The organism is Bradyrhizobium sp. HKCCYLS3013, from assembly GCF_051167615.1.
Classification (GTDB): Bacteria; Pseudomonadota; Alphaproteobacteria; order Rhizobiales; family Xanthobacteraceae; genus Bradyrhizobium.
Genome location: NZ_JBNPTK010000011.1, coordinates 212,023 through 229,716, shown reverse-complemented (window position 1 = coordinate 229,716; position 17,694 = coordinate 212,023). Strand labels below are relative to the sequence as shown.

Genomic DNA, 17,694 nt, shown 5'->3' with positions numbered 1-17,694 from the left:
GGCTCTGCTCCTTAGCGTCTGCCGTATTCGTCGTGGCGCCGCCACCAGACGCCCTGCTCGTTGCGCCCCTTGGGCGCGCGATCGAGCCATTGATAGGCGCCCCAGAGGCCGTCGAGGCCGCGGGCATAGCTCGAATAGGTGTGATAGACGACACCATCCTCGAGGACGAAGGCGCTCATGCCCGGCCGGTCGCGCATGAAGGTCGCGCCGTCGGTCCCGGCGCCGGCGGCAATCTCCGCCACCATCGCCGGCACATCGGACGCCCCGAGCGGGGGACTGGTGCGATAATTGTACTCGCTGCCGCCCTGGCGCTGCTGCTCCTCGGTGATCGCGACGTTGAAGTCGAAATTGAAGTCGCTGCTCGCCGATGACGCCCAGGGGAAGCTCCAGCCCATGCGCGCCTTGTAGGCTTTCAGTTTCGCTAATGGTGCGCGCGACACCGCCCACAGCATCACGTCGTGATTGGCGAGATGGACCTGGAAGCCGTTGAAGCCATCGGCGATCATCGAGCAGGATGGGCAGCCGACCTGGAAATCGGGGCCGAACATGAAGTGATAGACGAGCAGCTGCGAGCGGCCCTTGAATAGGTCTGGCAGCGTCGCCGGCCCGTCCTCGGTGTCGAAGCGATAGGCCTTGTCGACGCGCACCCATGGCAGGGCCTGGCGGCGTTCCGCCACCTCGTCGCTGCGGCGGGTGAGTTCCTTCTCGGCTTGCAGCAGGTCGAGCCGGGCCTTCAACCAATCTTCGCGCGTTCCGGTGATATGCATGGTCATGGTCGTCATCCTTTTGCGTGTTGACCGCAGCTCAGACTAGGATCGGCAGGAGAGCGACCGGGAGTGACAAGTATGGCGGGATTTGCATGGACTCGCTGATCTCGGCGGCGGCGCAGGCGCTCGCCGCGGGCGATCCGCTCGGCGCATTGAACCGGGTCGCGTTGCGCGATGATCCCCCGGCGCTGGCGCTGCGCGGCATCGCGATGGCGCGGCTTGGCGATTTCGGGCGCGCGAAGGCGCTGCTCCGGCAGGCCGCGCGAAGCTTCGGTCCCAAGGCGGTTCTGGCCCGCGCCCGCTGCGCCGTCGCCGAGGCCGAGATCGCCCTTGCAGCGCGCGACCTCGGCTGGCCGACGAAGTCGCTCGCGGCCGCGCGCGAGACCCTGGAGCAGCACGGCGACCGCGCCAACGCTGCCTATGCGCGCAGCCTCGAGATCAGGCGCATGGTGCTGGTCGGGCACCTCGATGACGCCGAGCGTGGCCTCGCCGATCTCGATCCCTCGCCACTGCTGCCGGCGGCCCGCACGATCTACGAACTGATCGTGGCCGGACTGGCCTTGCGCCGGCTGCAAACGAAGACCGCGCGATCGGCGCTCGAACGCGCCGCGCGGTCGGCGCAGCAGGCCCGCATTCCCGAGCTCCGGGCGGAGATCGAGCGGGCCTCGTCGGCGCTGTCGGCACCGGCGGCGCGGATGATCCGGCGTGGCGAGGAACGCCTGCTGCAGCTCGACGACGTCGAGCGGCTGTTGCGGTCGGACCGGCTGATCATCGATGCCTGCCGCCTGGCGGTACGCCAGGCGAGCCAGATCGTGCCGCTGGCGCGGCGCCCGGTGCTGTTTGCACTCGCCCGGCGACTGGCCCAGGGAGCGCCCGACGACGTGCCGCGGGCCGAGCTGATCGCGCATGCGTTCCGCGGCAAGGAGGCCGACGGGTCGCACCGCGCGCGCCTGCGCGTCGAGATCGGACGGCTGCGCCAGTTGCTCCAAGGCCTCGCCGAGATCCATGCCACGCGCGACGGCTTCGCCCTGGTGCCGTGTGACGATCGCGAGGTCGTCGTGCTGGCGCAGCCGATCGAGGACGACAACGCCACCGTGCTCGCCTGCCTTGCCGATGGCGAGGCCTGGTCGAGCTCCGGCCTCGCGCTGGCGCTGGGCGCAAGCCAGCGAACGGTGCAGCGTGCCCTCGACGAACTCGCATCGTCTGGGAAGGTGCAGTCGTTCGGCCGCGGCCGCGCGCAACGCTGGACCTGTCCGGTCGTGCCGGAATTCGCGACGGCGTTGTTACTCCCCGCGTGGTCGTCGCTCGACTAGCGTGGGTCCATCGGAAGCAGAGGATGGCAGACATGACACGAGCAGCCGCGGAGATCACTCGCGAGTACGGCCCCTTCGACGGCGCCGAGCGCGTCAACGGCGTCAGCTATGACGGCCGGCAGGTGTGGATCGCGACCGGCAGCAGCATCAAGGCGTTCGATCCCGCTGACGGCACGGTGCGGAGGACGTCCATCGATCTCCCCTCTCACGCCGGCACGGCGTTCGATGGCCGGCATCTCTATCAGATCGCGGAAGATCGCATTCACAAGGTCGATCCCGACGACGGCCGCGTGCTCGCGACCATCCCGGCGCCCTCGGGTGGCGGCGACTCCGGACTTGCCTGGGCGGAGGGATCGCTCTGGGTCGGCGCCTATCGCGATCGCAAGATCCACCAGATCGACCCTGCGACCGGAAAGATCCTGCGCAGCATTCCGTGCACGCGCTTCGTCACCGGCGTCACCTGGGTCGACGGCGAGCTCTGGCACGGCACCTGGGAGGACGACGTCAGCGACATCAGGCGCATCGATCCCGCCACCGGCGAGGTGCTCGACCAGCTCGACATGCCCGCCGGCACCGGCGTCTCCGGCATGGAATCCGACGGCGAAGAGACCCTGTATTGCGGCGGCGGCGACAGCGGCAAGGTGCGCGCGATCAGGCGGCCGAAGCGGGCGCGAGGGTGAGCCGCTGACGGCTCCGCGACAGGAAGTGGCCTACTTGCCGATCGAGGTGTAGGCCGCCTTGCGGAAATTGGCGTTGGCCTCCTCGCGCGTCTGCAGCTGCTGGCCACCGCCGCCACCGACCGGCCTGGTGGGCGTGACCACCGAGAACAGCACGAAGCCCCCGGCCTTGCGCGGGAAGATGAAGTATTCGGCGATATCCGACTTCTCGCTGTCCTCGCAGGAGGACATGCCGCGGAACACCACGGCGCTGTCGACCAGCTCGCTGTTGCGCGCCGAGATGAACTTACCCTTGCAGTCGCGCGCGTCGTTGCCGATGATCGTGGCGGCGACTTCCAGGCCGTCGACATTGCGCTGTGGCGGCACGATCCGAACGAAGCCGGTGGCGTTGTCCGCCTTCCAGGCGACCCCGCCCGATGTCAGCCACACCGGCCGCTCGCCTCCGCCCAGAATGGCCGGATGCGACAGCGAGGCCTTGAGGATGAAGTTGGAGGCGATCTGCATCGCTTCCAACTGCAGCTCGGGAGAATCCTCCGCGGCACGTGACGGCTGCGTGCTGGCGGTAGCGGCGGGCGCGGCGCCGGCAGGAGCTGCCTGACGCTGCGCCGAGTGAGCACCGGGCTGCACCGTGAAATTCGTCGCTGCCGCCAATCCGCCGGCATTGATCATGCGCACGCAATTCGCCAGCGACGGCAGCAGCACCGACGTGCCGTTCAGATCGAACTGGAACAGGTTGCCCTGCGCGAAGGCCGACATCGTCCGAGCCGCCCTGAACGATTTGATCAGGCTGGAGTCGTTCGGCATCGGCACGACGACCATGTTGGCCGACCACACCGAGCCCTCGACATTGTAGGAATTGCGCCCGTCGAAGCTGAGCACGATGGGAAACTTCTGCCCCTGCGAGAGCGACCAGCCAGGATGGATGAAGGCGAGAGCCCAGTTGTAGGTCGGCAGCGCGAGAACGCCGAAATTGATGCCGCTCTTGTAGCTGGCGGATGCGATGCAGCTCGAGAACTTCCCGGTGTTGTCGTCGGTGTAGGCGCCGCCCGACCAACCGGCCACGGAGACGGAGCCGTAGGGCCCCTTCGCATGCGCAGTCTCGTTCAACGCAGATATCGCCGTCAGCGCCAGAAGTGAAAGTACCGTTCCAAGGATCGCCCGCCGCACCGTCATCCCAATTCCCCGTTTTCGCCGCATTGTTGCAATTCCCGCGGCTACGTCAAGTAGCAGCGACGAATGCGCGACTACCCCAGGGATTGATCTGCTGACCGGCTTCGTGCAGGCGCAGGCACAACATGTCGCGGTCGTCCTCCACAGCCCTTCATGGGAGCGTCATCGAACTCCGCTAGCGCTTGCCGGGTCTCACGCAGGCCAAAGGTTTCCTCGACATGACCACCACGCTGCCGGTGCTCGGCGCCGCCCTCTCCGTCAAGTCCATTCCCGCGCATCGCGACTGGCTGCTCGAACGCCAGCGCGATCTCGAAATCCAGGACTTCTTCCGGGCGGATCTTCTCGACAGCGACTGGCGCAGCACCGCCAACGAGATCAAGTCGATGCTGTCGGGCCACACCGGCCGGCTCGGCATCCACGGCCCGTTCTGGGGCTTCAAGATCGACAGCCACGATCCGATGATCCGCCGCGCCGTCACCAAGCGCCTGCTGCAGGGGCTCGAGGTCGCCGAGTTCCTCGGCGCCACGCAGATGGTGATCCACTCGCCCTACACGACCTGGGACTACAACAACATCGACATGCTGCCGGACAACCGCGAGGCGCTGATCGAGCGTGTCAGGGCGACGCTGTCCGATGTGATCGCTTCCGCCGAACAGGCCAATTGCGAGCTGGTGATCGAGAACATCGAGGACAAGGATCCGCTCGATCGCGTGGGCCTGGCGAAGGCGCTGGGCAGCAGCAAGGTGCGCGTCTCGCTCGACACCGGCCATGCCAACTACGCGCATCATTCGACGGGCGCACCGCCGGTCGACTACTACGTCGACGCCGCCGGCGACATGCTGACCCACGTGCATCTCCAGGACACCGATGGCTATGCCGACCGCCACTGGGCGCCCGGTGAAGGCAACATCCGCTGGGTGGCGGTGTTTCGCGCGCTGGCCCGCCTCACCTCCAATCCGCGCCTGATCCTCGAGCTGCGCAACCACGATCATGTCAAGGCCGGCGCGGCGTATCTCGCCTCGCTCGAGCTGGCTCAGTAAGCCACCACGTTCGCGCTTTCAGACGACCTCAGACCACAGAGAGATTGCCATGACCAAGCTCACCCGCCGCGGCCTGCTCGGCGCCGGCGCCGCGATCGGCGGCAGCTTCATCCTGCCGCGCGTGTCGATCGCGCAGGGAGAAAACCGTCCCTCGGTCACCATCGCCGTACAAAAGGTGACCAACTCGAACGTGCTGGACGTGCTGCGCGAGCAGTCCAATGTCGGCGAGCGCGTGTTCTACTCGTCGCTGTGGGAAAGCCTGATCTCCAAGAACTTCCGCGGCAATCTCGAAGCCGTTCCCGGTCTCGCCACCGAGTGGAAGCGCATCGACGACCAGACCGTCGAATTGAAGCTGCGACAGGGCGTCAAGTTCCACAATGGCGACGAGATGACGTCCGAGGATGTCGTGTTCTCGTTCAGCCGCGAGCGCATGTTCGGCGATAGCGAGGCCAAGAGCCGCACCACCATCAAGGCGTTCGAGAAGATCCCGACGCCGCGCCCGGGCAAGGAGCTGCCGCCGGACGTCATCGGCGTCGCCCGCCGGATGTGGCCCGATCTCGTCCGCGTCGATGCGGTCGACAAATACACCGTGCGCTTCGTCAACGCGACGCCGGACGTGACCATCGAAGGCCGCCTGATGCGCTACGGCTCCGACATCATGAGCCGGCGCGGCTGGGAGGAGGCTGCGAGCTATCTCGACTGGGCGCGCAAGCCGATCACGACCGGTCCCTACAAGATCGTCGAGTTCAAGCCCGACGTGTCGCTGACGCTCGAGGCTCATGACGAATATTGGGGCGGCCGACCGCCGCTGAAGCGCATCCGGTTCCTGGAAGTGCCGGAGGTCGCGAGCCGCATCAACGGCCTGCTGTCCGGCGAATACCAGTTCGCCTGCGACATCCCGCCGGACCAGATCGCCGGCATCGAGAAGAACGCGGCGTTCGAGGTCCAGGGCGGCACCATCCTCAATCACCGTCTCACCGTGTTCGACAAGAACCATCCGCAGCTCGCCAATCCCCTGGTGCGCCGCGCCTTCACCCATGCGATCGATCGCCAGGCCATCGTCGACAGCCTGTGGGCCGGCCGCACGCAGGTGCCGAAGGGCCTGCAATGGGAGTTCTACGGCGACATGTTCATCGCCGACTGGAGCGTGCCGGCGTTCGATCCGAAGCTGGCGCAGGACCTGCTCAAGCAGGCCGGCTACAAGGGTGACCCGATCCCCTATCGCCTGCTCAACAACTACTACACCAACCAGGTCGCGACCGCGCAGGTGCTGGTCGAGATGTGGCAGGCGGTCGGCCTCAACGTTCAGATCGAGACCAAGGAGAACTGGTCGCAGATCCTGGAGCGCGGCCCGACCCGCGCGGTGCGCGACTGGTCGAACTCGGCCGCCTTCAACGATCCGGTGTCGTCGCTGGTCGCCCAGCACGGCCCCAACGGCCAGCAGCAGCAGGTCGGCGAATGGAGCAACGACGAGCTCAACCGGCTGTCGGAGTTCCTGGAAACCTCGACCGATCGCGAGGCGCGCAAGAAGGCGTTCCGCCGCATGCTGGAGATCGCCGAGCGCGAGGACCCCGCCTATACGGTGCTGCACCAGAACGCGACCTTCACCGCCAAGCCGAAGTCGATCAAATGGAAGGCCTCGCCGGCCTTCGCGATGGACTTCCGCACCGGCAACTACGGAGCGTGACGCCGTGGCGCCGCTGGTCAGCATCTCCGGCCTGAAGGTCGCCTTCGACGGCACGCCTGTGCTGCACGGCATCGATCTCGACATCGGCAAGGGCGAGGCCATCGGCCTCGTCGGCGAGTCCGGATCCGGCAAGTCGGTGACTTGGCTCGCGGCGCTGGGTCTCCTGCCCGGCAAAGCGCAAGTATCAGGCTCGGCCAGGCTCGAAGGCCGCGAGCTGCTCGGCGCCGACGGCAAGGTGCTCGACCAGGTGCGCGGCCGCCGCATCGCGATGATCTTCCAGGATCCCGCCAGCGCGCTCAATCCGGTGCTCACGATCCGGCGCCAGCTGTGTGAAAGCCTGGCGCTGCATCGCGGCCTGCGCGGCGAGGCCGCGCGCATCGAGGCGCTGAGGCTGCTCGATCTCGTCGGCATCCCCGATGCTGTCAGGCGGCTGTCGGCCTATCCGCACGAATTCTCCGGCGGCCAGGTCCAGCGCATCATGATCGCAATGGCGCTGGCCGGACAGCCCGAGCTGCTGATCGCCGACGAACCCACCACCGCGCTCGACGCCACCATCCAGGCGCAGATCCTCGATCTGCTGTCGGCCATCCGGCGCGAGTTCAACATGGCGATGGTCCTGATCAGCCATGACCTCGGCGTCGTTGCGGAGAATTGCGACCGCGTCTGCGTGATGTATGCCGGCCGCATCGTCGAGCGCGCACCCGCCACGCGGCTGTTCGACGATCCCTGGCATCCCTATGCGCAGGGCCTGATCGGCGCGCTGCCGCCGCTCGATGGCATCAGGCGGCGGCTACAGGCGATCCCCGGCACGGTGCCTGATCCGCGCGCGCTGCCGAGCGGCTGCGCCTTCGCGCCGCGCTGCACGTTTGCCGGCGACGGCTGCCACGCCGGCGTGCCGCCGCTGGCGCCGGTGGAGCCAGACCGCGCGGTGGCCTGCCTGCGGCCGCAGCGCCTGCCGGTGGAGCTCGCCGCCGAATGACAGCGCCGCTGGTCGAGGTCCTCGGGATCTCGCGCACCTATCGGATGCGGTCCGGCCTGTTCGGGCGTCCCGCATCCGTCCACGCCGTCGATGGCCTGAGCTTCTCGATCCAAAAGGGAGAGACACTCGGCATCGTCGGCGAGTCCGGCTCCGGCAAGTCCACCACCGGCCGCATGGTGCTCGGTCTCGAGGCGCCTGACCACGGCAGCGTGCGCTTCGACGGCGCGCCGGTCGCTGCACCCGGCTCGGCGGCGTGGCGCGCCCAGCGCGCGCGCATGCAGATGATCTTTCAGGATCCGCTCGGCGCGCTCGATCGACGACTTCCCGTGGCCTTGCAGATCCGCGAGCCGCTCGACATCCACGACATCGGCACCAAAGCCGAGCGCGACGCGCGCGTGCGTGAGTTGCTCCAGGCGGTCGATCTCAACGACAGCCACGGCGCCCGCTATCCCGGCGCCCTGTCCGGCGGTCAGCGTCAGCGCATCGTGCTCGCCCGCGCGCTGGCGACCAAGCCAGACTTCCTCGTCTGCGACGAGCCGGTCAGCGCGCTCGACGTTTCGATCCAGGCGCAGGTCGTGAACCTGCTGGTCGACCTGCAGGCCCAGCTCGGATTGACGATGCTGTTCATCAGCCATGACCTGCGCGTCATCAGGCAGATCAGCAGCAAGGTGGCGGTGATGTATCTCGGCCGCATCGTCGAATATGGCGATGCCGACGATCTGTTCGCACGGCCACAGCATCCCTACACGCAGGCGCTGGTATCGGCCTCCCCGGCTCCGGGCCGCCGCAGCACCCACCGCATCGTGCTGACGGGAGACCCGCCCAATCCAGCCGCGCGCCCTGCGGGTTGCGCCTTCCATCCGCGCTGCAGCCACGCGACCGCCCGCTGCGCCCTCAAGGTGCCCGTGCTTACCGCGCTCGATGCGCAGCGCCAGGTGGCATGCCACCTCGTGACCGGTGCGCCGTCACAGAATCAGGACGCTGCCTGATGCTCCGTTTTTTCGCGATCCGCATCGCGCGTGCACTGTTGACGATCGCGCTCGTCGTCACCTTCGCCTTCATCGTACTCAGGCTATCGGGCGATCCCGCGCTGATGATCATGGGGCCTGAAGCACCGCCCGAAGTCATCGCGGCATTCCGCAAGGCCTGGGGCCTCGATCACCCGATCTGGATGCAATATCTCGACTACTTCAAGGCAATCGGCCAGGGCGAGCTCGGACGGTCGATGCGCGACGGGCGCCCGGCGATCCAGCTCGTGATCGAGCGCATCCCGGCAACGCTTGCGCTGACGATTCCCGCCTTTCTGGTCAAGGTTCTGCTCGGCATTCCCGCCGGAGTCTGCGCCGCGCTGCATCGCGGCTCGGCGATCGATCGCGCCGTGATGATCACGGCGGTGGCCGGCTTCACCGTGCCGAGCTTCGTGCTGGCGCTGCTGCTGGTGCTGATCTTCGCCGTGCAACTCGGCTGGCTGCCATCGGGCGGACAGGACTCGTGGCGTCACGCCATCCTGCCGATCGTGACGCTCGGCTTCGGCGGCGCCGCGGTGCTGGCGCGGTTCACGCGTAGCGCCATGCTGGAAATCCTCGGTCAGCCCTACATCAGAACGGCGTCGGCCAAGGGCGTGCCGTGGCGCCGGGTGATCACGAATCACGCGCTGCCCAACGCGGCGATCCCCACCGTCACCATTCTCGGCTTCATGGTCGGCAGCCTGATCGCCGGCGCTGTCGTGGTCGAGAGCGTGTTCTCCTGGCCCGGCGTCGGCCGTCTGCTGGTCGTCGCCGTCGCCAACCGCGACCTCGCGGTCGTGCAATGCATCCTGCTGCTGGTGGCGATGACGATGGTCACGTCGAACCTGATCGTCGATTTCCTTTACGGCCTGCTCGATCCGCGGCTGCGCAGCAAGGGAGCAGAGGCATGACCGACCTTGCATTGAAATCGCCCGCCGCGCGGCGGCCGCGCTGGCCGAATATTCCCGTCTCCGTGACCATCGCAATCGGCTGGATCGTCGCGATGCTGTTGCTGGCGATCTTCGCCGATCAGCTCGCGCCATACGGCTTCACCAAGTTCGATCTGCGCAATCGCCTGTCCTTGCCCGGCAACCCGGCGCATTGGCTAGGCACCGACGAGCTCGGCCGTGACGTGCTGTCACGGCTGATCGTCTCGATCCGGATCTCGCTCCTGATCGCCTTCGGCGCGACTGCGATCTCCGCCATCGCCGGCACCACGCTCGGCTTTCTCGCCGCGCATTTCCGCGGCCTGGTGGAGCAAGCCGTGCTGATGCTGGCGGACTTCCAGGCCAGCATGCCGTTCCTGATCCTGGCGCTCGCGGTGCTCGCCTTCTTCGGCAATTCGCTGCCGCTGCTGATTGGATTGATGGGCCTGTTCGGCTGGGAACGCTACGCACGCATCGCGCGCGGGCTCGCCATCTCCGCCAATGCACAAGGCTATGCCGCCGCCGTGCGCCAGCTCGGCGCGACTCCGCAGCGCGTCTATCTCAGACATATCCTGCCGAACATCGCCTCGACCCTGATCGTGTCGATGACGCTGGTGTTTCCGGAAGTCATCCTGCTGGAGTCCGGCCTGTCCTTTCTCGGCCTTGGCGTGCAGCCGCCGATGACGAGCCTCGGCAACATGGTCGGCTATGGCCGAGAGTATCTGACGCGCGCGCCGTGGATCATGCTGGCGCCGGCGGCCACGATCGTTGTGACGACGCTCGCTGTGTCCGTCATCGGCGACTGGCTGCGCGACCGGCTCGATCCGACGCTGCAATAGCTATGGTCAACGGCGAGCCTCGTGACTCGCCGCGGCACCATGCTCGCAGACGATCAGGGCATGCCCGGCCTGCTCGGCCGCCAGCGCCATCCATTTCGACGCCTGCTGCAACCACTGATCGCGGCGGGCCGGATCGCGTTCGGCCTCCTCGCGACAACTCAATGCCGCAGTCATGCATGCCGATCTTCTGTCCATAAGATCATGGTCCGACACATCAACGCAAGCGGCGCTCACATGGGATATCGCAATTTCAGATTGTGATCAATTCCACGCCGCCTTGCCGCTATGGTTCCGCATGGCGCATCGGCAATGAATGATGCGCGTGACAGGCGGCGACCGCGGCATGGCCGAACGCCACCGCGATCTGATGCAGGTCGGTGACGACGTCGCCGATGCCATAGAGTCCTGCGACGCCGCAGCGCTGCTTGGCATCGACCTCGAGAAAGCCCTCAGTCGTATGCCGCGCGCCGAGCCGGATGGCGAGGTCGGAGCGGACATCGGCCCCCATCGCAGGATACACGATCTCGAACCGCGCGCGGCTGCCATCGACGAACGACGCTTCGAGCGCACCGTCCCGGCGCTGCAACGCATGAAGCTGCGGCGTCACCCGAACGCCGGCGGCGGCAAGCTCCTGCCGCTTCGCCGCATCCTGCGCATCATCGATCGGGATCAAGGTGACGTCCGAACTGTAGACGCGCATGAACAGCGCCTTGCCGGCGGCATCGGCGAGCTCGCCCACGATCGCAATCTTGTGGCCGATGGTTTCGAAGCCGTCGCAGACGGGACAATAGCGCAGCTCGCCGTCACCGACCGCCGCTCGCCAATCGGCCAACGGCGGCTGCTTGTCGACAATCCCCGTTGCGAGGATGACGCGCTTTGCGGTGACCGTTCCGCGCTCATGAGTCGCAACGAGATCTGCATCGCGCGTGTCGAGAGCGCTCACCGTGCTCCGGATGATCGGAACGTGAAGTTCTTCGACCTGCCGCTGCATCCGTGCGAGCAGCTCGCTTCCAGGCATGCCGTTCGGAAAACCCGGCAAGTTATGGCTCCGGGGAATCAGCGCCGCCCGCGACGCGCCGCTGTCGACGATCACGACCCGGCGCCGGAACCGTGCGAGGTAGATCGCGGCCATCAGGCCTGCGGGACCGCCGCCGATGATAAGTACTTCGGTGTGCATTGTCGCTCTCGTTCAACTAACGGAACCAAATGTCGGGAGGCGGAACGGTTCCTGATCCTCTTGTCAACTGGCGGAGACGCCGGAACAAGAATGGAACCATTCACGGCCATCGAGTGTTAACTTATGTCGCTGCCGCGGCGGAAAAGCCGTGCAAACTTGGCAGCGAGGGGGATTTGTTGCGAGGGCGCGTGGATGCGATTTGTAAATTCGACCGATGAAAGCTTGATGGCGTACTACGAAAGTGTCCGAAAGCAGGTGGCCGCCGACAGCAGGATCGGGGGCCCCTACCGCCTGATCGGTGATCGGGCCAAGCAGTATGCGCAGGAACTCCAGGCCGAGATGCGGCGGCGGCAGTTGCGCTTCACGCCGATCGATTGGCCGAACTGATTTGGACAAGGATCGTGTGGCTCATCGAAGCCACCAGACGATCATTTGCGAAAGCACGGCGGCTGCTTATACGCCCTCTCCCCTTGTGGGAGAGACAAGTAGGACAGAGCGGCAAACGCGGTTGGGTGAGGGGTCTCCCGCCGCGAGAGCCGTATTCGCAGCAATACCGCTAGCAATACCCCTCACCCTACCGCGCACGCGGATAGGCCGGCGATGCCCTCTCCCACAAGGGGAGAGGGCGCTGTATCGTGCAGCTTCACTGCGGTGTTATACGAAGAGCGGCGACAATCATTCCCACGACCAGCTCGAGAAATCATTCTCGAACTGCGGCACGTCCTTCCAGACGCCCTTGAGCTTCTTGTTGATGATCGTGATCCACTGCGGCTGGAACAGGAAACCCGCAGCGGCATCGGTCGCCAGCATGCGCTGGGCGTCGCCGAGCAGCTTGGCACGCCCGGTCTCATCAGGGGTATCGACGATCTTCTGATAGAGCTTGTCGAAGGCCTCGGACTGATAGCCGAAATAGTAGTTCTTCTCGGTGAACTTCACGAGATCGAACGGCTCGACATGCGAGACGATGGTCAGGTCGAAATCATGCGGCCCGTTGAACACCTGTGACAGCCACGCCGCCCATTCGAGGTTCTCGATCTTGGCGACGATGCCGACCTTGGCCAACTGAGCCGCAAGCACCTCGCCGCCCTGCCGCGCATAGGCCGGCGGCGGCAGCCGCAACGACAGTTGCAGCGGCGTGGTCACGCCGGCTTCGGCGAGCAGTTTCTTCGCCTTCTCCGGGTCGTAGGGATTGATGTCGGTGGTGTCGACATAGCCGAGCGAGCCCGGCACGTAGAAGCTGCCGATCGGCGTCCCCAGGCCGTCGACCGCGCCTTCGATCATCGCCTTTCGATCGATCGCGGCGAGGATCGCGCGGCGGACGCGAACGTCGTCGAGCGGCTTCTTCTTGTTGTTGATGGTGACGATGGTCTTCGCCTTGGAGCCCCCGATCAGCACGGTGAAGCGCGGGTCGGACTTGAACTGGGGCAAGGTGCGCGCCGTTGTGCCGCGCGGGAAGGCGTCCACGTCGCCGGACAGCAGCGCCGCGACCTGCGCCGCCGGATCGGAGATGAAGCGTATCGTCACCTTGGACAGCTTCACGGCTGCGGCGTTGCGATACTCGGGCCATTTGTTCAAGGTCAGCGATGAGCCCTTGGCCCAGGCGCCCAGCGTGTAAGGCCCGGTGCCGACCGGCTGCGTCGCGTTGGTCGGTGCGCTCTTCGGCTCGACGATCGATGCGGTGGCCTGTCCGAGCAGGAACGGCAGGTTGGGCTCAGAATATTTCAGCTTGACGACGATGGTCTCGGCGTCGGGAGCCGTCACGGACTCCATCGCCTGGAACAGCGCCTTGTCCTTGTTGGTGCTGTTGGCGGCGCCGGCGCGCTCGAACGAGAACTTCACCGCGGCGGAGTCGAACGCCTCGCCGTTCTGGAATTTCACACCCTTGGCGAGCTTGAAGGTGTAGCTCTTCAGATCGGACGAGGCCTGCCAGCTCGAGGCCAGCAGCGGCGAAACCGAGCCGTCCTCGTTGATCTTGGTCAGCGTCTCATAGACGTTGTAGAGCGTCACCTCGGCGATGGCCGCCGCGGCCGCGCTGGTCGGATCGAGCCCCGGCGGCTCCAAGGTCATGCCGACGACGACGCTGTCCTTCTTGTTCTGCGCGAGAGCCGGCGCTGCGGCCGCAACGAGCGCGGCCAAGACGATGATCGATAGTCTTTTCAACATTGTTTGTTTCTCCCTGAGGAAACCAAATTACGCGTCAAAGCGGCTTCGAGACAAGTGGCTGCTGTTCCGTTGCGGCGAGCGCCGGCAGCGTCATCACGCTTTCCGCTTTATGGCAGGCGGCCGAATGCGCTCCCGTGAGCGTTCGCAATGCGGGGGCCGTCGTGCGGCACTGCGCATCGGCGAGCGGACAGCGCGGCGCATAGGCACACCCGGCGGCTCCCGATGACTGCGAGGCGATCGCAACGTCCGTACGCCGGCGCCTGACAGCGCCAGCCTGCGCGCGAGGCACGGCGTCGAGCAACGCGCGCGTATAAGGATGCGCGCATTGGCCGAACAGGTCCTCCGGCCGCCCGCGCTCGACGATGCGGCCGAGATACATCACCGCGACCTCGTCGCAGAGATAGTCGACGACCGCGAGGTCATGGCTGATCAGCACGTAGCTGAGGCCGTACTGCTCCTGCAGGTCCTGCATCAGGTTGAGCACCTGCGCCTGCACCGACACGTCCAGCGCGCTGACCGGCTCGTCGGCGACGATCAGCCTGGGCTGGGTGATCAACGCCCGCGCGATCGCGATGCGCTGGCGCTGGCCGCCGGAAAACTCGTGCGGATATTTGTCCATGTCGGCATCGCGCAATCCGACCTGCCGCAGCACCGTGGCCACGCGCGTGCGCAGGACTTCGCGATCAGGAGACTCCAGAGCGGTCAGCGGCTCGGCGACGATGCGCGCAATGGTCTGGCGCGGATCGAGCGATCCGTACGGGTCTTGGAACACCATCTGGAATTCGCGGCGGGCGCGCCGCAACTCATCCGCCGAAAGGCGGTGGAGATCGCGTCCAGCCATCAGCACCGATCCCGATGACGGCTTCTCCAGCGCCATGATCAGCCGCGCCAAGGTCGATTTGCCGGAGCCGGACTCACCGACGATGCCGAGACTCCTGCCCGCCATCAACGACAGCGACACGCCGTTCAACGCGAGCACCTCGCCGGGCGGCCGCAGCAGACTCTCGCGCGGCAGCGCATAGCGCTGCACGAGATCCGTGACCTCGAGCAGCGGCGTCTCGGCCGACATCTGCGCGGCGGTGCTCAAGCGACCACTCCCACCGGGTCACGCGCGAGCGCGGCATCGGCGCGGATGCAGCGGACGCCGTGCCCGGCGCCGATCTCGCCCAGAGACGGCAGCGCGGTGCGGCAGGCGTCGATCACCAGCCCACAACGATCTGCGAACGGACAACCGGCCGGCAGATCGGCCAGCTCCGGCACCGTGCCGGCAATGGTCGAGAGGCGCGTGCCCTTGCGGGCCCCGAGCCGCGGCCGCGCCCTGAACAGGCCCTGCGTGTAGGGATGACCCATGCGCGAGAACACCGCGTCGGTGGTGCCGCTCTCGACCACCGTGCCGCCATACATCACGATCATGCGGTGCACGTTCTCGGCGATCACGCCGAGATCATGCGAGATCAGGATCATTGCCATGCCGCGCTCGGCGACCAGATCGGCGATGAGATCGAGGATCTGGCGCTGGATGGTGACGTCGAGCGCGGTGGTGGGCTCGTCGGCAATCAGCACGTCGGGCTTGCAGGCAAGCGCCATCGCGATGGTGATGCGCTGGCGCTGGCCGCCGGAGAACTGGTGCGGATAGGCGTCGTAGCGTCGGACGGGGTCCGGCAGACCGACGCGGTCGAGCAGCGCGATTGCCTGGCGCTTCGCCTCGGTCGCCGTGCAGCCGGTATGCCGCAGCAGCGGCTCGGCCACCTGGTGGCCGATCGTGTGCATCGGGTTGAGCGCGGTCATCGGCTCCTGAAAGATCATGCTGATGCGGTTGCCACGCAGCTTACAGTAATCGGCATCACCGAGACCGACCAGCTCGCGGCCATCAAGCTTGATGCTGCCGCTAACGACGGCGCTATCGGGCAGAAGCCCAAGCAGAGCGAGCGCGGTGATCGACTTGCCGCAGCCGGACTCGCCGACGATGCCGAGCGTCTCGCCGCGCCGGAGCGCGAAGGAGACCTCGCGCACAGCTTGCGCCGAGCCGCGGCTGGTATTGAGCCGAATGCCGAGACCCGACACATCGAGCAGAGGCTGATCGCTCGCCATCATCGCTGCCTCGCCAGCCGTGGGTCGAGCAGATCGCGCAAGCCGTCGCCGAGCAGGTTGAGGCCGAGCACCGCGAGCGCGATGGCGGCACCAGGATACACGGCGAGGCTCGGCGACTGGAACAGCAATGTCTGCGCATCGTTCAGCATCCGTCCCCAGGACGGCTGCGGCGGCTGGGTGCCCAAGCCGAGATAGGAGAGCGCCGCCTCAGCCAGGATCGCCAGGGCGAACTGGATCGTCGCCTGCACGATCAGGATCGACAGGATGTTCGGCAGCACGTGCTCGATGGTGATGCGGAAGCGGCCCTTGCCGGCGGCACGCGCCGCCAGGATGAACTCGCGCGCCCAGATCGCGCCGGCCTGGCCGCGGGTGACCCGCACGAACACCGGGATCTGGAAGATGCCGATCGCGGCGATCGACGTCGCCATGCCCGGCCCGATCACCGCCGCCAGCATGATCGCCGACAGCACCGCGGGAAAGGCGAAGGTGAAGTCGCTGAAGCGCATGATCAGCTCCTCGGTCCAGCCGCGCCGGGCGGCTGCGACCAGGGCGAGGCAGACGCCGCAGGTGAGACCGATGCCGACGGCGATGACGCCGACCAGAATGGTCGCGCGGGCACCCACCAGCAATAGCGAGACGATGTCGCGGCCGAGCACGTCGGTGCCCAGCCAATGCGCTGCTGATGGCGGCCGCAATTTGGATGCGACGTCGATCTCATAGGCCGACCATGGCGTCCATACCAGCGACAGCAGTGCGGCGCCAAGCACCAGCAGACAGAGCAGCGCGCCGACCGTGAAGCTGCGATGGCGCAGCGCGCGGCGCCAGAACGCATTGGACGCAGGCGCAGCGCCCGTTTCAACGACCACGGCAGAACTCACAACTCGTGCACCTTGATGCGCGGATCGATCACCGCATACAGCACATCGACCACGAAGTTGACGATGATGACCATCGCCGCCAGCAGCATCACGCAGTTGCGCACGACGATCAGGTCGCGGTTGGCGATCGACTGGAAGATGAGGCGCCCCAGGCCGGGCAGATAGAACACGTTCTCGATCACGATGGTGCCGGCGAGCAGATTGGCGAATTGCAGCCCCATCACGGTGAGCACCGGGATCATCGCGTTGCGCAGCACGTGCTGCCACAGCACCTCGCGCTTGGTCAGGCCCTTGGCGCGCGCCGTGCGCACGAAATCCTCGCGCAGCACGTCGAGCACGGCCGAGCGCGTCACCCGCGCCAGGATCGCGGCCTGCACCACGGCCAGCGCCACAGCCGGCAACAACAGCGCGCGCAGGCCCGGCCAGATGCCGTCCTCCCAGCCGGGAAAGCCGCCGGCCGACAGCCATTGCAGCTTCACTGCAAACAACAGGATGAGGAGGATCGCGAACCAGAAGTTCGGCAAGGCGATGCCGATCTGGGTCAGCGACATCACGCCGACGTCGCCGAGCCGGTTGTGATTGGCGGCCGTGTAGATGCCGGCCGCGAGCGCCAGCGCGGTCGTGAGTCCCATGGCCAGGATCGCGAGCGGAATGGTCATCGCCAGCCGCTCGCGGATCAGTTCGGCCACCGGCGTTCCATAGGCGTAGCTGTTGCCGAGATCGCCGGTCAGCAGGCCGCCGATCCAGTGCAGGTAGCGCCAGGCCAGCGGCTGATCCAGCCCGAGCTTGACGGTCAGCGCCCTCACCGCATCGGGCGAGGCATCCGCGCCCATCAGCATCTGGGCGGCGTTACCCGGGAGCGCGTCGAGCACCAGGAATATGATCAGCGACGCGCCGACGAGGGTCGCCAGCAGGGTCAGGAAGCGCCGCAGCAGAAAAACGCTCATTCGCGCCGGGACTCCAGTTTTCGGCGGCCGCAC

General features: G+C 66.6%; 18 protein-coding genes. 9 read left to right on the top strand and 9 right to left on the bottom strand.

Annotated features, from left to right (window positions below; translation table 11 throughout):
* Positions 1-11: 11 nt before the first annotated feature.
* A complete protein-coding gene (locus tag ACQR1F_RS20930; protein ID WP_434913753.1) occupies positions 12-773 on the bottom strand; it encodes a DUF899 domain-containing protein in 762 nt (253 codons plus the stop codon).
* A gap of 86 nt (positions 774-859) precedes the next feature.
* Between ACQR1F_RS20930 and ACQR1F_RS20925 the strand changes: the two genes are divergently transcribed.
* Positions 860-2,080, top strand: a complete 1,221-nt coding sequence (locus ACQR1F_RS20925) for a helix-turn-helix domain-containing protein (RefSeq protein WP_434913752.1) — start codon at positions 860-862, stop codon at positions 2,078-2,080.
* A gap of 32 nt (positions 2,081-2,112) precedes the next feature.
* On the top strand, positions 2,113-2,760 hold the full coding sequence (locus ACQR1F_RS20920; RefSeq protein ID WP_434913751.1) for a Vgb family protein: 648 nt from the start codon (positions 2,113-2,115) through the stop codon (positions 2,758-2,760).
* Positions 2,761-2,790: 30 nt separating this feature from the next.
* On the opposite strand, the gene ACQR1F_RS20915 is transcribed toward ACQR1F_RS20920, so the two are convergent.
* Positions 2,791-3,930 (bottom strand): hypothetical protein, encoded by a 1,140-nt coding sequence (locus ACQR1F_RS20915; RefSeq protein ID WP_316237543.1) that lies wholly within the window; start codon positions 3,928-3,930, stop codon positions 2,791-2,793.
* A 215-nt stretch (positions 3,931-4,145) separates the two neighbouring features.
* On the opposite strand from ACQR1F_RS20915, the gene ACQR1F_RS20910 reads away from it, so the two are divergent.
* The 6 genes from ACQR1F_RS20910 to ACQR1F_RS20885 are packed head-to-tail and all read left to right on the top strand — an operon-like array spanning position 4,146 to position 10,405.
* The gene (locus ACQR1F_RS20910; protein ID WP_316182448.1) at positions 4,146-4,967 is read left to right on the top strand and encodes a sugar phosphate isomerase/epimerase family protein; all 822 of its coding nucleotides are present in this window, start codon (positions 4,146-4,148) and stop codon (positions 4,965-4,967) included.
* A gap of 49 nt (positions 4,968-5,016) precedes the next feature.
* Complete coding sequence (locus ACQR1F_RS20905; RefSeq protein WP_434892811.1) at positions 5,017-6,654, top strand: ABC transporter substrate-binding protein; 1,638 nt, start codon at positions 5,017-5,019, stop codon at positions 6,652-6,654.
* Positions 6,655-6,658: 4 nt separating this feature from the next.
* Entirely contained in the window at positions 6,659-7,633 is a 975-nt protein-coding gene (locus ACQR1F_RS20900) for an ABC transporter ATP-binding protein (RefSeq protein ID WP_434913750.1), read from the top strand.
* Positions 7,630-8,622: an ABC transporter ATP-binding protein gene (locus ACQR1F_RS20895; protein WP_434913749.1), complete on the top strand. Its 993-nt coding sequence runs from the start codon at positions 7,630-7,632 to the stop codon at positions 8,620-8,622. Before ACQR1F_RS20900 ends, ACQR1F_RS20895 begins: the two co-directional genes overlap by 4 nt.
* Complete coding sequence (locus ACQR1F_RS20890) at positions 8,622-9,551, top strand: ABC transporter permease (RefSeq protein ID WP_434913748.1); 930 nt, start codon at positions 8,622-8,624, stop codon at positions 9,549-9,551. The genes ACQR1F_RS20895 and ACQR1F_RS20890 overlap by 1 nt, the downstream gene beginning before the upstream one ends.
* Entirely contained in the window at positions 9,548-10,405 is an 858-nt protein-coding gene (locus ACQR1F_RS20885; RefSeq protein WP_316217429.1) for an ABC transporter permease, read from the top strand. Before ACQR1F_RS20890 ends, ACQR1F_RS20885 begins: the two co-directional genes overlap by 4 nt.
* A 6-nt stretch (positions 10,406-10,411) precedes the next feature.
* Here the strand turns inward: ACQR1F_RS20885 and ACQR1F_RS20880 are convergent, their stop codons facing one another.
* Entirely contained in the window at positions 10,412-10,579 is a 168-nt protein-coding gene (locus ACQR1F_RS20880) for a hypothetical protein (RefSeq protein WP_316217430.1), read from the bottom strand.
* A 109-nt stretch (positions 10,580-10,688) separates the two neighbouring features.
* Positions 10,689-11,582: an NAD(P)/FAD-dependent oxidoreductase gene (locus ACQR1F_RS20875; protein WP_315803408.1), complete on the bottom strand. Its 894-nt coding sequence runs from the start codon at positions 11,580-11,582 to the stop codon at positions 10,689-10,691.
* Between the two features lie 225 nt (positions 11,583-11,807).
* On the opposite strand from ACQR1F_RS20875, the gene ACQR1F_RS20870 reads away from it, so the two are divergent.
* Positions 11,808-11,969: a hypothetical protein gene (locus ACQR1F_RS20870; RefSeq protein ID WP_315714266.1), complete on the top strand. Its 162-nt coding sequence runs from the start codon at positions 11,808-11,810 to the stop codon at positions 11,967-11,969.
* Between the two features lie 288 nt (positions 11,970-12,257).
* On the opposite strand, the gene ACQR1F_RS20865 is transcribed toward ACQR1F_RS20870, so the two are convergent.
* Genes ACQR1F_RS20865 through ACQR1F_RS20845 form a run of 5 tightly spaced genes read right to left on the bottom strand, consistent with a single transcriptional unit; the run spans position 12,258 to position 17,661 of the window.
* Positions 12,258-13,745 (bottom strand): ABC transporter substrate-binding protein, encoded by a 1,488-nt coding sequence (locus ACQR1F_RS20865; protein ID WP_316237546.1) that lies wholly within the window; start codon positions 13,743-13,745, stop codon positions 12,258-12,260.
* A 34-nt stretch (positions 13,746-13,779) separates the two neighbouring features.
* Positions 13,780-14,814: an ABC transporter ATP-binding protein gene (locus ACQR1F_RS20860; protein ID WP_434913774.1), complete on the bottom strand. Its 1,035-nt coding sequence runs from the start codon at positions 14,812-14,814 to the stop codon at positions 13,780-13,782.
* A gap of 14 nt (positions 14,815-14,828) precedes the next feature.
* Positions 14,829-15,839, bottom strand: coding sequence for an ABC transporter ATP-binding protein (locus tag ACQR1F_RS20855; RefSeq protein ID WP_434913747.1), 1,011 nt, complete (start codon positions 15,837-15,839; stop codon positions 14,829-14,831).
* Entirely contained in the window at positions 15,836-16,702 is an 867-nt protein-coding gene (locus ACQR1F_RS20850; protein WP_434913746.1) for an ABC transporter permease, read from the bottom strand. Before ACQR1F_RS20850 ends, ACQR1F_RS20855 begins: the two co-directional genes overlap by 4 nt.
* A gap of 8 nt (positions 16,703-16,710) precedes the next feature.
* Positions 16,711-17,661, bottom strand: a complete 951-nt coding sequence (locus ACQR1F_RS20845; RefSeq protein ID WP_316217433.1) for an ABC transporter permease — start codon at positions 17,659-17,661, stop codon at positions 16,711-16,713.
* Positions 17,662-17,694 lie beyond the last annotated feature (33 nt).

Excerpts from the sequence above, each read along its gene's own strand:
- ACQR1F_RS20930 (WP_434913753.1), bottom strand. The coding sequence starts at position 773 with ATGACCATGCATATCACCGGAACGCGCGAAGATTGGTTGAAGGCCCGG.
- ACQR1F_RS20925 (WP_434913752.1), top strand. The coding sequence starts at position 860 with ATGGACTCGCTGATCTCGGCGGCGGCGCAGGCGCTCGCCGCGGGCGAT.
- ACQR1F_RS20920 (WP_434913751.1), top strand. The coding sequence starts at position 2,113 with ATGACACGAGCAGCCGCGGAGATCACTCGCGAGTACGGCCCCTTCGAC.
- ACQR1F_RS20915 (WP_316237543.1), bottom strand. The coding sequence starts at position 3,930 with ATGACGGTGCGGCGGGCGATCCTTGGAACGGTACTTTCACTTCTGGCG.
- ACQR1F_RS20910 (WP_316182448.1), top strand. The coding sequence starts at position 4,146 with ATGACCACCACGCTGCCGGTGCTCGGCGCCGCCCTCTCCGTCAAGTCC.
- ACQR1F_RS20905 (WP_434892811.1), top strand. The coding sequence starts at position 5,017 with ATGACCAAGCTCACCCGCCGCGGCCTGCTCGGCGCCGGCGCCGCGATC.
- ACQR1F_RS20895 (WP_434913749.1), top strand. The coding sequence starts at position 7,630 with ATGACAGCGCCGCTGGTCGAGGTCCTCGGGATCTCGCGCACCTATCGG.
- ACQR1F_RS20890 (WP_434913748.1), top strand. The coding sequence starts at position 8,622 with ATGCTCCGTTTTTTCGCGATCCGCATCGCGCGTGCACTGTTGACGATC.
- ACQR1F_RS20885 (WP_316217429.1), top strand. The coding sequence starts at position 9,548 with ATGACCGACCTTGCATTGAAATCGCCCGCCGCGCGGCGGCCGCGCTGG.
- ACQR1F_RS20880 (WP_316217430.1), bottom strand. The coding sequence starts at position 10,579 with ATGACTGCGGCATTGAGTTGTCGCGAGGAGGCCGAACGCGATCCGGCC.
- ACQR1F_RS20875 (WP_315803408.1), bottom strand. The coding sequence starts at position 11,582 with ATGCACACCGAAGTACTTATCATCGGCGGCGGTCCCGCAGGCCTGATG.
- ACQR1F_RS20870 (WP_315714266.1), top strand. The coding sequence starts at position 11,808 with ATGGCGTACTACGAAAGTGTCCGAAAGCAGGTGGCCGCCGACAGCAGG.
- ACQR1F_RS20865 (WP_316237546.1), bottom strand. The coding sequence starts at position 13,745 with ATGTTGAAAAGACTATCGATCATCGTCTTGGCCGCGCTCGTTGCGGCC.
- ACQR1F_RS20860 (WP_434913774.1), bottom strand. The coding sequence starts at position 14,814 with ATGTCGGCCGAGACGCCGCTGCTCGAGGTCACGGATCTCGTGCAGCGC.
- ACQR1F_RS20855 (WP_434913747.1), bottom strand. The coding sequence starts at position 15,839 with ATGATGGCGAGCGATCAGCCTCTGCTCGATGTGTCGGGTCTCGGCATT.
- ACQR1F_RS20845 (WP_316217433.1), bottom strand. The coding sequence starts at position 17,661 with ATGAGCGTTTTTCTGCTGCGGCGCTTCCTGACCCTGCTGGCGACCCTC.